We start from the raw sequence: 13835 nt of genomic DNA on the forward strand, positions 1-13835 counted from the left end.
TGCGCTCAATCTGGCTGCAATGCCGCTAGTACATGGGCAGGATCATTTTGTATCGCACGTAGAAGCGCCCTTGCTGGGCCTTCCGGGTTGCGGCGGCCTTGCTCCCAATTCCGCAGGGTGCCTACGGCAACATCAATGGTTTTGGCGAACGCCGCCTGAGACAGCCCCGTGCTTTTCCTTATGGCCTTGACCTGCAAAGGGTCAAGGTAAAACTCTCGGGAAGGCGAACGCTCTCCTCGGTTGATTTCGTCCATCTGGACCATGCTTTCTTTCAAACGCTCGAACAACTGCTTATCCATGTTCCCAGCCCTGATTCAATTGGCGGAGTTGTCGTTTCTCATCTTCGGTGAGGTCGTCCTTGATCCCCTTACGATAAATCAAGATTAGGCGAATCTGGAATGCGGCAGCGACGCTAAGATAAATCACCCTCACGCCACCTCGCTTACCTTGCCCGGAAACCTTCCAGCGTATCTTTCGCAACCCACCTGTGCCGGGTATCACATCGCCAGCGTTCGGATAGCTGGCTAGATGCTGCTGGAATTGGAGATACTCATCCTCACTTAACAGTTCATTCACATCATGCGTAAAAATGGGTGTTTCAATGAAAATCATACGGCAACCCTGCTACGCCATTGGCGTACAAGCTAAGGCACCCAAGTAATCATAGTCAAGGCTTGTTGTGTTCAATGCCTGACGTTCAAACAGTAGCCACACCTTGGCCCTGCGCCGACGCCTAGGGTTCCCGGTCTCCGCCTTCGGCTACGCCCAGTCCTACACTAGGCAGCGTATGGCTTATCCGCTGGGACCTTAGTCTTCCGGCGGTGCCTCGCCGGTCTCATCGCGCTGCAGGTCGGTCGGGATGGGTACGTTTTTTGGCGCTTCAGGGCGGGGGCCGTTACCGGGGCGGTATTGGCGGATCTGGTACACGTACGCCAGCACCTGGGCCACGGCCAGGTACAGGCCTGACGGGATCTGCTGGTCAATTTCCGTGGAATAGTAGATGGAGCGCGCCAGTGCTGGGGATTCAAGTACCTGCACCTGGTGGGCCACGCCGATCTCGCGAATTTTCAGGGCCAGCATGTCCACACCCTTGGCCAGCAGCATAGGCGCGCCGCCGCTATCGGCGTCGTACTTCAAGGCCACTGCAAAGTGGGTGGGGTTAGTGATGATCACATCCGCCTGGGGGATGTTGGTCATCATCCGCCGCTGGGACATTTCCCGTTGCATCTGCCGGATACGCCCTTTCACTTCAGGCCGCCCTTCGGCATCCTTGTGCTCGTCGCGCACTTCCTGCTTGGTCATCTTGAGCTTTTCCTTGCCTTGATACAGCTGCAAGGGCACGTCGATGGCTGCAATGAGCAACAGCCCCAAGGCCATGTACAAGGCGCTCCACCCCACCACCTGAAGGGAGTGGGCAATGGCCGTTTCCAGAGGCTCGTGGGCAATGGCCAGCAGGTCGGCCTGGTCCCGCTTGAGTACCCATACGGCTACGGCCATGGTGATGCCGAATTTACCTAGTGCCTTCAGCAACTCGGTCAACGCATTCTTGGAGAACATGCGCTTGAGGCCACTGGCCGGGTTCATGCGGCTGAACTTGGGTGCCATCGAACCTGCGGCGAACAACCAGCCGCCCAGGCAGATAGGGCCAATGATCGCCGCCAGCAGCAGCACGGTGAGAATAGGCTGGACGGCCTGCAAGGCCATTTTGCCGGCGCTGAACAGAAACAGCGCCATCTGGTTAGTGTCGGTCAGCACTTCACGGCGCAGGGTAAAACTGTACTTCATGATGGCCATCAGCGCTTCGGCCAAGGCGCCGCCGAACGCTAGAATGCCGCCAACCCCTGCGAGCATCACTACAAAGGTGTTGAGCTCCTTGGACCGGGTGATCTCACCTTTTTCCCTGGAGTCTTTCTTTCGTTTGTCTGTGGGGTCTTCTGTCTTGTCCGCGCCGCTTTCACTCTCAGCCATCGCTCACCTCACTTCAGTCAGCGCACGCAGCCAACGCAGGCTTTCCATGGCCAGCGGCTGGTACTGGTTGAGAATGTCCGCCATGTTGATCCACAGGATGATCATGCCCAGCACCAGGGTCATGGGCATGCCTACGGAAAAGATATTCAGCTGTGGGGCTGCGCGGGTCATGATGCCCAAGGCGACGTTGACCACCAGCAGCGCCGTGACCGCAGGCAGCACCAGCATTAGCGAGGCACCCAGTACCCAGCCTACCCGTGTCACCAGGTCCCAGAACTGGGCCGTGGACAGTGCATGGCCTACCGGCAAGGTGGTGAAGCTGTCCGTGAGTACTTCGAACACCACTAGGTGCCCGTTCATGGTGAGAAACAGCAGGGTGACCAGCATATTGAAGAACTGGCTGACCACCGCCACGTTCACGCCGTTGGTAGGGTCTACCATCGAGGCAAAAGCCATACCCATCTGGATGGCAACAATCTGCCCTGCAATCACAAAGGCCTGGAACAGGAAGTGAATGGACAGGCCCATCAGCGAGCCGACAATGATCTGCTCGGCCACCAGCAGCAAGGCGCTCAGGTCCAAGGCATGGACTTCAGGCATGGCAGGCAGCCCCGGCACGATCACTACTGTAATTGCCAGTGCGAAATACAGCCGAACCCGTGACGACACCGTGTTGCCCCCAAACAGCGGCATGGTCATCAGCAGCGCCATCACCCGAAACAGGGGCAGTATGAACGAGGCGACCCAACTGCCAATCTGGGTGTCGGTAAGTGCCAGCATGCTAGCCGATCAATCCAGGAATGCTGGTATACAAGCCTGTGATGTACTCCATGAACTTCTGCACGATCCACGGGCCCAGCACGATCAGCGTGACCAGCATTACCAACATGCGAGGCAGGAAGCTTAGGGTTTGTTCGTTGATCTGGGTCGCGGCCTGGAACATCGCCACCAGCAGGCCCACCAGCAGGCTGGGCAATACCAGAATGGCCACCATAATGGTGGTCAGCCAAAGGGCTTCGCGGAACAGGTCTGTGGCAACTTCCGGGGTCATGGCCGGCTCCTGTGAATCAAACGCCGCCGAAGCTGCCGGCAAGGGTACCGATGATCAATGACCAGCCGTCTACCAGCACGAACAGCATGATCTTGAAGGGCAATGAAATGATCAGGGGCGACAGCATCATCATCCCCATGGCCATCAATACACTGGCAACCACCAGGTCGATGATCAGAAACGGAATGAAGATCATGAAACCGATCTGGAACGCCGTTTTCAGCTCTGAGGTGACAAACGCCGGAACCAGAATGGTCAGGGGCGCCTGGTCTGCGCTGGGAATATCCGTGCGCCGCGAAAGCCGCATGAACATGTCCAGGTCGCTCTGGCGCGTCTGCCCCAACATAAAGTCCTTGATAGGGACCTCGGCCTTGGCCAGCGCATCCTGGGCACTCATGGTTTCTGCCAGGTAAGGCTGCAAGGCGTCGTTATTCACCCGGTCGAACACTGGCGCCATGATGAACATGGTGAGGAACAGCGCCATGCCCGTGAGCAACTGGTTAGAGGGCGTCTGCTGCAGGCCGAGAGCCTGGCGCAGGATGGAGAACACAATGATGATGCGGGTAAAGCTGGTCATGAGCATCACGAACGCAGGAATGAAGCTCAGTGCCGTCATGATCGCAAGTATCTGCAGGCTGACCGAGTACTCCTGCTGCCCGTTGGCACCAGTGGTCATGGTAATCGCCGGCAGTGACAGCGGGTCGGCCGCCAGTACACAAGGGGCGAACAGCACCCCGCACAGGGGAATGAGCCAGCGCAGGTGACGCATCACTTCTTGTCCTTATTGTCTTTACCCAGCAGTTCCATCAACCGCTGGGCAAACTCAGGTGCCACAGGCTCACCAGGGGCAGGCGCCGCTACAGGGTGGGCGAGCACATGCAGCGGTGTAATACGGCCAGGGGACAGCCCTAGCAGGATCTGCTCTTGACCCACCTGCACCAGGATCAGCCGGTCCCTGGGGCCTAATGCACGGGCGCCCAGTACCTCGATCACTTGGCCACCACCGGGGCGCACCTGTTGCAGGCGCCTGAGCACCCAGGCCAGGCCGAGAATCACCCCTACCACGGCCAGCAGGCCCAGCGCCGTCTGCCCAAGCTGCCCGGCCATGCCTGCACCAGCACTCACCGCAGGTGCAGACGGGGCAGCGGGCGCAACCACCCCCGGCTCTGCCGCCATCGCCATGAGCGGCACGCTTAACATCATTGCCAGCCACGCTCGCATCAGCGCAGCTTCTTGATGCGTTCGGCGGGGCTGATCACATCAGTGAGCCGAATGCCGAATTTTTCGTTCACCACCACCACCTCGCCGTGAGCAACCAGCGTGCCGTTGACCAGCACATCCAGAGGTTCCCCTGCCAAACGGTCCAACTCGATCACCGAACCTTGGTTGAGCTGCAACAGGTTGCGGATGTTGATCTCCGTGGCCCCCACTTCCATGGAAATGGTGACAGGAATATCCAGAATCACATCCAGGTTCGGGCCTTCCATGCCTTGGGATTCGGAGAACTTGGGGGAAGATCCAAACTCTTCCATAGGCAGCCGTGTGCCTGCTGGCTTGGCCGCCGCATCGGCCTGCAGCAAGGCGTCAATATCGGCCTGGCCCCCGTCGCCGGACTCATTCAGGGCCGCCGCCCACTCGTCAGCAAGCGCCTGGTCGTCGGCAGGGGTGTCTTTATCATCAGCCATGGTCTTTCCTCAGTATTCGATGTTTTGATGCGCGTCAGCGGCGTTCGACCGGGGTCGTGATCTGCAGCGACAGGGTGCCCTTGTGGGAGCCCAGGCGCGCCTTGAACGCGGGTACGCCATTGGCGCGCATGATGAGTTCTTCCGGCAGCTCTACAGGGATCACGTCCCCGGGCTGCATGTGCAGAATATCGCGCAGCTTGAGCTGGCGACGGGCAACGGTAGCCGACAGGGGCACAGACACGTCCAGCACGTCCTCGCGCAGCGCCTTGATCCAGCGTTCGTCCTGGTCATCCAGGTCCGATTGGAAGCCGGCGTCGAGCATTTCTCGCATGGGCTCGACCATTGAATAAGGCATGGCCACGTGCAGGTCACCGCCACCGCCGTCCATTTCCACATGGAAGGTAGACACCACCACGGCTTCGCTCGGGCCTACGATATTGGCCATGGCAGGGTTCACTTCGGACTGTATGAACTCGAAGTTCACCTCCATGATTGCGTGCCAGGCTTCCTTGAGGTCAATGAAGCATTGGTCCAGCACCATGCGTACTACCCGAAGCTCGGTAGGGGTGAACTCCCGGCCCTCGATCTTGGCATGGCGCCCGTCACCGCCGAAGAAGTTGTCTACCAGCTTGAACACCAGACGCGCGTCAAGGATGAACAAGGCCGTGCCACGCAAGGGCTTTATCTTGACCAGGTTGAGGCTGGTAGGCACGTAGAGGGAGTGAATGTACTCCCCGAATTTCATCACCTGCACACCGCCCACGGCTACGTCAGCAGACCGGCGCAGCAGGTTGAACATGCTGACACGGGTGTAGCGGGCAAACCGCTCGTTGATCATTTCCAGGGTGGGCATGCGCCCGCGCACAATGCGGTCCTGGGTGGTGAGGTCGTAAGTTTTGACGCTACCCGGTTCGACCAGGGTTTCGGTCTGTACCAGGCCATCATCCACGCCGTGCAGCAGCGCGTCGATCTCGTCCTGTGACAACAGGTCCTGCATGGCCATTAGGGTTCCCTATTGCAATACGAAATTGGTGAACAGCAGTTGGTCCACCACCAGTTTGCCAACCTCTTTCTGCGCCACTTCCTGAACGCTGGCCGTTGCTTTCTGCCGCAGCATCTCGATCCCGATAGGGCTGGCCAGGGTGCCGAAATCCTGACCTGACATCAGCATGACCAAGTTGTTGCGAATGACCGGCAGGTGCTCTTTCAGCGCATCCAGGCCAGCCTGGTCATGGGTCAGCAGCGCGATGCTGACCTGAAGATAGCGCTGTTTTCCGTTCTGGTTCAGGTTCACCACAAAGGCCGGCGACAACGACTCATAGATCGCAACAGGCTTGGCGGACGCAGCCGCAGCCGCATCGGGTGATTTCTCATCCTTGCCAGTCTGGGACTTGTGCATGAAGTACCAGGTTCCGCCTACTGAACCCCCGACTGCCAGCAACAACGCGATCACGATGATCAGGATCAGTTTGAGCTTGCCCTTCTTTTTCTCCGGGGCCGCGCCTGCATCTTCGTCTTTCTTAGCCATGCCAATATTCCGTCGCAATAGAAGGTTACAACTGCTCTGGCCGTTGATTCAGCAAGTGTTATGCCATGTTCAACTGCGTGTTCAAGCGATATACACCGCCCTGTGCGTACACCGGGCGCGCAAGGTGCAGGTCCGTTTCGCCAGAGTACTTGCCATGCCCGCCTTGCAGACCCCCGATATGAACGAACTGCTGGACCTTAGCCACCGATGGTTCATTGACTATCCCGACCTCAGCCGTGCAGCGGAAACCGAAGCGGCCCGTTTGCTACGCCTCCACCAACTGCCTGCACTGGACGTTCACAACGTGTACTGGCACCGGTTTGACAACGCCCAGTCCAGCCACCTCAGCTTTTCCGGCTGGGCCCACAGTGGCCCGCCTGTTGAAAGCCTCACGTTGCCGCAACTGATACTGCGCCGGTTTGCCGCCAGCGACCAGGACGGCTTGGATGACCTGAACATGATGAGCGGGTTCTACACAGTTGGCCCGCATGAAAGCCGCTACGATCATGGCCATGAGGTGTGGCTACTGCCCAGCCGAGTCAGCCAGGATTTCTGGCACGCCAACTTTGCCGACCAGTATCAACGCCAACTGAGCCACTTCTGGACCACCCGGCTGCACGATTTCGTTATTCTGGGGCGTGCCAGCGCATTGGTTGCCGTTGGAAATGCAAAGCGCCTGGGGCTGATTGGCGAGGGCGAGCAAGCCACCCTGCTCAATGCCTTCGCTAATGGGCTAGGCAGCGAATACACCTTGTCTGCTCTCGGCCAGCAACGCCACCCCGCGCCAGGCATTCACCTACACAGGCTTGGGATACGAGATGCCAAAGCACGTGATGTACTTTGGGTGCAAACCCCAAACGGCCAACATTTCCTGTACCTGCCTAACGATGGCCGGTGCCTCTATGCATTCGATACGGCGGGGGCGCTGGAGCAGTGGCTGGCCTACCAAGCCAGCACCGTGGAAGGACAGTCGCGCCTGCTGAGCCACTTCGACCCAAGTGACCCACACGCCAAAGACGCTGTGCTTGCACTAGGCGCAGGTCGACTGTCACCAGGCTGGTTGCGTGGCGATGTATTGCCTGCACACCTCGACCCGTTCGCGTGGCTGGGGGAACAGGCCGCGCTGGAGATGCACCAGCATGCCGATGTAGCCCTCACCACTAACGACAGGTTGCGCAAGGACCTGGCCATTGCCTTTCTATCTACATTGGCACGCTTGGGTGCCAACCTCGCCCCAATCGGATGGCCCATAGCCTTAGGCACCGTGATCAGTGCTACCGTGGCCATGGGCCTGGATATCGATAAGGCTGTCCATGCCCGGTCAGCTGCTGAGCGGGATGCTGCCATTGGCGCAGCGGTCAGTGAAGGGCTGACAGCCCTGTTCACCTTGCCTTTCCTGGCCAGTGGCGAGGTCACAGATTGGCCGTGGGAGATCCAGGAAGAGGAAGCAGCAGAGGCGCTGCCCACTCCCCCTTCCCTACCGGCGTCGCCAGTCTCAGCCACACCACTCAATAGCATCGGTATGGTCGAACAGCTTGACTGGGAGGTGTTGTTTGCAGTGGAAGAAGCCCAGCGGGGGCAGGCGCCTACAAAAATATTGAACCGAGGGCTAACGCCTACACGGCGATTCGAGCGCTTGCCTGCCATGGTTGACAGGCCTGCCCGGCAGGTGTTCGGCAGCGCTGAGGGCGCGCTTGCATATGCCCAGGCCAATATCGATGGGCCTTTTCATCTGATCCGGGTACAGGCGCAAGGCCTGCGGGTTGCGTCGCTGCGTGCCAATCTTCGGCTCAACCGCGCCAATACACTGGCATCCCTTGGGCAACTGGACAGGCCCATTGCTTCAGAAGAGCTTCAGACCCTAGCCGAGGGGGCGTGGCTCGAACATGAATGCCATGTCGCTATGGACGGTTTGACACCTGCGCGCCTGCGCTTGCTTTCACCTATTTCCTCCCAAGCGCCTGATCTACCTACCTCACGGGTTTTGCGTGGCGTACAACAGCAACCCATGAGCGCTGGCCTGTTGACGAGTTGCCTGATAGAAGTTGAAGACGGCCTGCGCGTAGTGCGTTTCGATCCCTTCAGCGACAGCTGGCGGACCTTGGGGGGCACAGCCTTCCGCTACAATGCCGGCACCCGCAAATTTGACCTGTTCGACCCGGCCGCCGCGGCGGAACCCCAGGCACGTGACATTGAAGCGGCTACGGCCGAGCTTGGCATTCCGGCCACCTACCCCTGGGAAATTCCGCCTATACCCACGGAGGGGAAGCTGCCGATTACCCGCGTGGTGCACAGTGTGTGGCTGGGCGGGCGCTTGCCGCGCCGCCTGGCAGACAACCTGATTCAGAGTGCTATCCGCGCTGGGCGGGGCCGACAGCCCTTCGAATATCGGCTGTATGTGCATATAAACGACCCATTCGATCACAGCCTGACCCTGGCAGACTTGGCCAGTGCGCCCTCAAACTTCAAAGTGCAATCACTGGACGCCACCGATTTCTGGTCGGCTTTCCAGCAAAGCCCGTATTACGAGCAGTTCCTGGCGGCCACAGAAGGTTCAGGCATCAACTACGCCAGTGCCACAGATGTGTTGCGCTACCGCTTGCTGAACCACTATGGCGGCGTGTACATGGATGTGGACGACATGATTTATGACAGCACATTAAGCAATGACGGTTTTTCCGATCAGGATTGGACAATTGCCCCGGGTCGCCTGATGCTCAATGACTTGGTCAGCGAGCCCCGGCTGGGCCTGCTGTGCGGGTTCAATAACAGCAACTTTGCCAGCCTGGCGCAGAACCCGCTGCTCGACGCTATTTCCGAAGAAAGCTACACCCGCTTTCTGGCTAACCAGGACTTGTATTTTCAACGACCCTATCAGGGCTCCGACAGCAAAGAGGCGGTGCTGGCCTATGCCCGGCGTATCAATCACGTCACAGGGCCCGGCGTGTTCAACGACGTGATGACCGCCCGGCTGCCGGATGTGCGCCAGTTCCGCGCCATTGCCCGTATCACTACCGAACTCTACATCCCGCCTCGCTACAGGTTTAGCCTGCACCGCGAAATGCGTCGGAGCACTCCGTACTATTGCCCACTGGCGTGGCGTATAAAGATCGGGTCCACAGGCAGCTGGCTGCACACACGTTAAAGCGGTCCTGGGCCCTTCGTGACCTTGTGCGTCAGGCGTAATAATCCACCAGGCTGCTACCAATAACCTGTTGAGTGGCAGCAGCCTCAGCGACAGGTGACACCTGTGAATCGTCTGCCGCACGCTCGCCCTGGGAAGCACGGTTGCCAGCGCCCTGGCTGGCCTGTGCTTGCGCCTGAGCCTGCTGTTGCTGTTGCTGTTGCTGCCGCGACTGGTCGGACACGTTTACGTCCACCTGGGTAAGGCCCTGTTGGGTCAGCATGTCTCGCAGGCGGCCCTGCTGACTTTCCAAGGCATCGCGCACGCCCAAGTGGGCACTATGGAACGTGACTTGAGTGGTCTGGTCCGCTGTGACGTCAATGCGGATGTCCAGGCGGCCCAGCTCCAAGGGATGAAGTTGTATATCAGCGGATTTCAGGTTCTGGCTGGACAAGTACATCACGCGGTTCACCACGCCTTCGCTCCAGCCGCTCTGATGCATGTTCAGCGGCGTGGCCGGTGGCGTTGCAACGGCCGAAGCCGTTTTCCCTGTTACCGCTTGGGTAAGTGAATCCAGCCGGCCATTAAGGTCGGTTACACGGGTGCCGCTACCGTCCCCGCCAGCGCCCTTCACGTCGCCTATGGCCCCTAACCCGTCGCTGTCTTCCGACACCTTGGCACCGTCCGCTGCTTTCTGGTCAAGCAACCCACTCATGGTCTGGGCAAACGCATCGGCGGGGGCTGGGTCGTTCGGCACCGAGGCCGCCGGTGCGTCTGTTTGGGCATGTACTGACGTGGTGCCTTGAGCCTTGGCATTCTGTTCCAGCGCCATTCTTACCATGGGCAGATCGGCCAGCGCGTCGGCATGGGGGTCAAACGTATCAGTGGGTGGTGTAACGGATACCGCGGCACACTGCAGTTGTGCAGGATCTATGAGCGGCGGGGGCATTTGAGCCGGCTCCGCAGCGGGCGGTACGGGTGCAGGCGGTGTGGCAGTGGGGTCCAAGACAGGAAGCGACACGACGGTGCTGTCGGCCACTGTCACCTCAGCCTTTATGTCGTCTGTGGCTTTGACAGGCTCGACCTGGTCATCGTCTACAGCGTCCACAGTCTGTTCGTCGGTATTTGCTTTGCCCTGTTTATCAGCCTGGGCCGTTTTGCCCGCTTTATCTGAACGGTCTGGTTTATTGACAGGCGACGATTTATTGTCGGTCGCAACCGCCGGTTTATCGTCTTTCTGCGAAACAGCGGCCGTTGGCTTTTTGTCGTTCGCTGCCAGGTGCTGGCTTACGCGCGCGGCGCTGCTGACACCGGGCTTCGGCGCCACAGGTACAGACTTGTGTGCCTGAGCATAAGCCTCCGCAAAGCTGGAACCCCCGTCCTTTGTGCTATCAGCTACGTTGGAAAGCGCACTCAATGCGGTGGTTTTGCTAGTGCTGGACGGAGCAGCGGATGGCCCGGTTTGCAGCAGTGGGTTTGAAGCGATAGCCATGACGACGACCCCGCGCGTGGGTAGGTGGACGGTATACATGGCTTAAAGCAAAAGGCGGGCCAGCTTGTGGCTCAACGAGCGTCGGTTGCCAACACAGTGAGAAAGGCAGCGCGAACTTGAATGAATTCGCTATTAATCTGCTCACGCAAGGCACAAACCTCTGCTTGCGGAGCGGCGAGTGGCAGATGTTCCAGTTCGCAGCACAGCCGTGCCAAGCCTGCGGCCCCCATGTTGCTGCTGCTGCCTTTGAAACTGTGGGCGCTGTCGCGCAGGGTTTTGGGGTCTTGCGCTTCCAGCAAGCGCGTAAGGCGCGCCTGGGAGTCTTCAAGGTAGGTGCGTACCAACATCGGGTAATCCTCCCCCATGATGTCGTGCAGTGCAGCCAATACAGCCAGATCCAGATGAGCCAGGGTCACGTCCTCCTCCTTGAACGCGATCGATTATGCCTCAGCCCCCCAGGCAAATTCCACGCGTGCGCTACGCCCGTCGTCGGACCAGCTCACACCATGACTGAGTGCCTTGACCAGCTTCATGCCGCGGCCTGAGTAAGCAACACCTTCGTTTACCCGCGCCAGGGTGCTGGCGACGTCGAAGCCCGCACCACTGTCCTCGACCGTAATCACCAATCGCCCCCCGCTACGCCCCTCAGGTTGTACGGTGAGGCCTACTTTTACATAGCCCTCTTCGAGCTGTCGCAGGCGCTCTTCACGCCATTGATAATATTGAGCAAACCCGGCGGCATCACGTTTGAGGCTTGAGTCCAACGCCAGCACGCCATGCTCAAGGGCATTGGAGTAGAGTTCGGTCAGTACGGTGTAGAGGTCTCCGCTTTGTGCCTTGAGCCCCTGCACTTCCTGCAGCAGTTGCAGCAGGAACGGCAACGGGTTGTAGCGCTTGAGGGTTTGCGCGCGAAACTCGAAGTTTACTGACCAGTCCGTAGGGGTGGGCTGGCCCCGGTCCAGTGCCAGCGCCACGGGCGGCAGGCTGGCGGTGTCCACTACCTTGACCTGCACCATGCTCACGTCGTCGCGGCTTTCACCATGAAACCCTTGCAGCGCTTCGCGAATGTCTTCAAAGAGCCGGTCCCGGTCCTGGTTGCGGTCTAGTACGGCTTCCAGGCGCTCTACACCAAACAAGGTTTCGTCGTGGTTGGTAGTTTCGATCACGCCGTCAGACAACAGGAAAATGCGGTCGCCTTCTTCCACCGAGTAAAACTGTGTGGTGGGTTCAAAGCGCTCTGGCGACAGAATGCCCAGCGGCAGCGCCCGTGAGGGTATGGGGAGGCGTTCCCCGCTCTGGCGCAGAAGGTAACCATCCGGCATACCCCCATTCCACACTTCCACCACCCGCCGGTTCACACTGACGCTGATCAAGGCCGCGCAACAGAACATGTCTGGCGGCAAGATGCGTTTGAGCTTGGCGTTCATTTCTCGAAGGGTTTCGGCCAACCCATAGCCTTTGGCAGTCATCCCATAGAACACATCGGCCAGTGGCATGGCGCCTACGGCGGCTGGCAGCCCGTGACCTGTGAAATCACCTAATAGAATGTGCAGGTCCCCCCCAGGCGCCGACGTGGCTAGCAACAAGTCGCCATTGAACAACGCATAGGGGGATTGCAGGTAACGAATATTGTGAGCGCCCAAGCAGCCTGAGTGGGCCACTTGGTCGAACACAGCTTTGGCAACCCGTTGCTCATTGAGCAAATGCCCATGGTGCCGTGCCAGCTCATCACGCTGCTTGAGCACCGTAGCCTGCAAGCGCCGCATACGCTCCATGGCGTGAATCTTGGCCGCCAGAATGATCTGGTTATACGGCTTGGGCAGAAAGTCGTCGCCCCCTGCCTCCAGGCAGCGAACCAAGGCCTCGTCCTCGGACATGGACGTGAGAAAGATCACCGGCACCAGCGCTTCGCCGGCAAGGGCCTTGATGCGCCGCGCCGCCTCGAAACCGTCCATCACCGGCATCATCACATCCAGCAGCACAATGTGGGGCCGCATCTGCTCGAATACTTTGACAGCTTCTTCGCCGTTGCCCGCCTGGAGCACATGGTGCCCTTGCCGCCGAACAATACTGGACAGCAGCATGCGATCGGTCATGTTGTCGTCGGCAATCAATACCGAAATCGACGGGCTATGGCCAAGCATCAGATATCAAACAACTGGGTGAAGTTTGAGATAGCCAGTATCTTGTGCACGTCCGAGCTAGCGTTTTCCAGCCGGATCTTAGCGTTGTCGCCACCGGCATAGTCACGCAACAGCAACAGCATTCCTAGGGCGGAGCTATCCAGGTAGGTGGTTTTACCCAGGTCGATGACAAACCCGTCCTTGGGGCGTGGCGGCTTTTCGTAGGCATCCCGGAAAGCCTGATGGCAGGCAAAATCGAATCGGCCATCGATATGGATGGTCAACTTCCGTCCATCCTCGGACGGCGATGCAGTAACAGCTGACATAGGTCGGTCCTTCTTTAATGCTAAATGTTCAGAAAGGTATATCAAGCGCCGGCCGAGCCTGTTGTCCCCAGCAAGCAGGCGCCTCAATACGCATCAGACCGCGGCAACCGCTGGGAAAGTTCATCCAGCAAGCGCTGTTCACGTTTGTCTTCCAAGGTTCTGGCTTCAGTCATATAACGCATCACCAACTTGCGCAGCCCTTCCACCCGTGCGTAAGCTTTTTGCCAGGCATCGCGCGCGTTATTGAGGTTGTTCTGGTGCCAGGCCAGGCTTTTACGCTGCTGCGCTACAGCGGTTTCCAGTTGATTGAGAAAGCGCTGGTAGTTCATCAGCCACTGGCCAGAAACCCCTTGAGTACCGTTGGTGATCCATTGCTGCTGATAGCTCATGCGAAACTGTTCGAGCTCCTGCAACTTGGCCTCGGCCAAGCGCACCTGGCCTTGGAAGTGGCCAAGCCGTTGTACAGCCGTACGCTCGGCTTTCTCGGCCATCTCCACCACTGGCGCCAAGCGCGCTGCGCGACTGTTAGCCATGGTTT

The 13835-nt window shown here is 59.0% G+C and carries 16 protein-coding genes; 1 reads left to right on the forward strand and 15 read right to left on the reverse strand.

Features of this window, described 5'->3' with window-relative positions; all coding sequences use genetic code 11:
• Positions 1 to 5 precede the first annotated feature (5 nt).
• The 10 genes from nadS to fliL all read right to left on the reverse strand — a co-directional run bounded on the left by nadS (position 6) and on the right by fliL (position 6232).
• Positions 6 to 299, reverse strand: a complete 294-nt coding sequence (gene nadS, locus ACSAMW_RS06525) for a NadS family protein (RefSeq protein ID WP_500593219.1) — start codon at positions 297 to 299, stop codon at positions 6 to 8.
• Positions 292 to 612, reverse strand: a complete 321-nt coding sequence (locus ACSAMW_RS06530) for a hypothetical protein (RefSeq protein WP_500593220.1) — start codon at positions 610 to 612, stop codon at positions 292 to 294. Before ACSAMW_RS06530 ends, nadS begins: the two co-directional genes overlap by 8 nt.
• Before the next feature lie 195 nt (positions 613 to 807).
• Complete coding sequence (gene flhB, locus ACSAMW_RS06535) at positions 808 to 1968, reverse strand: flagellar biosynthesis protein FlhB (RefSeq protein ID WP_500593221.1); 1161 nt, start codon at positions 1966 to 1968, stop codon at positions 808 to 810.
• Between the two features lie 3 nt (positions 1969 to 1971).
• Positions 1972 to 2748 carry a flagellar biosynthetic protein FliR gene (gene fliR / locus ACSAMW_RS06540; RefSeq protein WP_500593222.1) on the reverse strand — a complete coding sequence of 259 codons (777 nt, stop codon included), beginning with the start codon at positions 2746 to 2748 and terminating at the stop codon, positions 1972 to 1974.
• Between the two features lies 1 nt (position 2749).
• Positions 2750 to 3019, reverse strand: a complete 270-nt coding sequence (gene fliQ / locus ACSAMW_RS06545) for a flagellar biosynthesis protein FliQ (RefSeq protein WP_168083550.1) — start codon at positions 3017 to 3019, stop codon at positions 2750 to 2752.
• 16 nt (positions 3020 to 3035) lie between these two features.
• Positions 3036 to 3788 (reverse strand): flagellar type III secretion system pore protein FliP, encoded by a 753-nt coding sequence (gene fliP / locus ACSAMW_RS06550; protein ID WP_500593223.1) that lies wholly within the window; start codon positions 3786 to 3788, stop codon positions 3036 to 3038.
• Positions 3788 to 4240 (reverse strand): flagellar biosynthetic protein FliO, encoded by a 453-nt coding sequence (fliO, locus tag ACSAMW_RS06555; protein WP_500593224.1) that lies wholly within the window; start codon positions 4238 to 4240, stop codon positions 3788 to 3790. Before fliO ends, fliP begins: the two co-directional genes overlap by 1 nt.
• Positions 4240 to 4704 carry a flagellar motor switch protein FliN gene (gene fliN, locus ACSAMW_RS06560; RefSeq protein ID WP_168083544.1) on the reverse strand — a complete coding sequence of 155 codons (465 nt, stop codon included), beginning with the start codon at positions 4702 to 4704 and terminating at the stop codon, positions 4240 to 4242. Before fliN ends, fliO begins: the two co-directional genes overlap by 1 nt.
• Before the next feature lie 34 nt (positions 4705 to 4738).
• Positions 4739 to 5707 (reverse strand): flagellar motor switch protein FliM, encoded by a 969-nt coding sequence (gene fliM, locus ACSAMW_RS06565; protein WP_168083542.1) that lies wholly within the window; start codon positions 5705 to 5707, stop codon positions 4739 to 4741.
• A gap of 9 nt (positions 5708 to 5716) precedes the next feature.
• On the reverse strand, positions 5717 to 6232 hold the full coding sequence (gene fliL, locus ACSAMW_RS06570) for a flagellar basal body-associated protein FliL (protein WP_500593225.1): 516 nt from the start codon (positions 6230 to 6232) through the stop codon (positions 5717 to 5719).
• 154 nt (positions 6233 to 6386) lie between these two features.
• Between fliL and ACSAMW_RS06575 the strand changes: the two genes are divergently transcribed.
• Positions 6387 to 9377, forward strand: coding sequence for a dermonecrotic toxin domain-containing protein (locus ACSAMW_RS06575; RefSeq protein WP_500593226.1), 2991 nt, complete (start codon positions 6387 to 6389; stop codon positions 9375 to 9377).
• A gap of 31 nt (positions 9378 to 9408) precedes the next feature.
• Here ACSAMW_RS06575 and ACSAMW_RS06580 read toward each other — a convergent pair whose 3' ends face one another.
• From ACSAMW_RS06580 to fliJ, 5 genes are all read right to left on the reverse strand, one after another.
• Entirely contained in the window at positions 9409 to 10848 is a 1440-nt protein-coding gene (locus ACSAMW_RS06580) for a flagellar hook-length control protein FliK (RefSeq protein WP_500593227.1), read from the reverse strand.
• 71 nt (positions 10849 to 10919) lie between these two features.
• Positions 10920 to 11264, reverse strand: a complete 345-nt coding sequence (locus ACSAMW_RS06585) for an Hpt domain-containing protein (protein ID WP_500593228.1) — start codon at positions 11262 to 11264, stop codon at positions 10920 to 10922.
• A gap of 24 nt (positions 11265 to 11288) precedes the next feature.
• Positions 11289 to 12992: an ATP-binding SpoIIE family protein phosphatase gene (locus ACSAMW_RS06590; protein ID WP_500593229.1), complete on the reverse strand. Its 1704-nt coding sequence runs from the start codon at positions 12990 to 12992 to the stop codon at positions 11289 to 11291.
• Positions 12992 to 13297 (reverse strand): STAS domain-containing protein, encoded by a 306-nt coding sequence (locus ACSAMW_RS06595; protein ID WP_500593230.1) that lies wholly within the window; start codon positions 13295 to 13297, stop codon positions 12992 to 12994. The genes ACSAMW_RS06590 and ACSAMW_RS06595 overlap by 1 nt, the downstream gene beginning before the upstream one ends.
• An 83-nt stretch (positions 13298 to 13380) precedes the next feature.
• A complete protein-coding gene (gene fliJ, locus ACSAMW_RS06600; RefSeq protein WP_500593231.1) occupies positions 13381 to 13830 on the reverse strand; it encodes a flagellar export protein FliJ in 450 nt (149 codons plus the stop codon).
• Positions 13831 to 13835: the final 5 nt, after the last annotated feature.

It is taken from the genome of Pseudomonas sp. AB39(2026) (assembly GCF_059831485.1).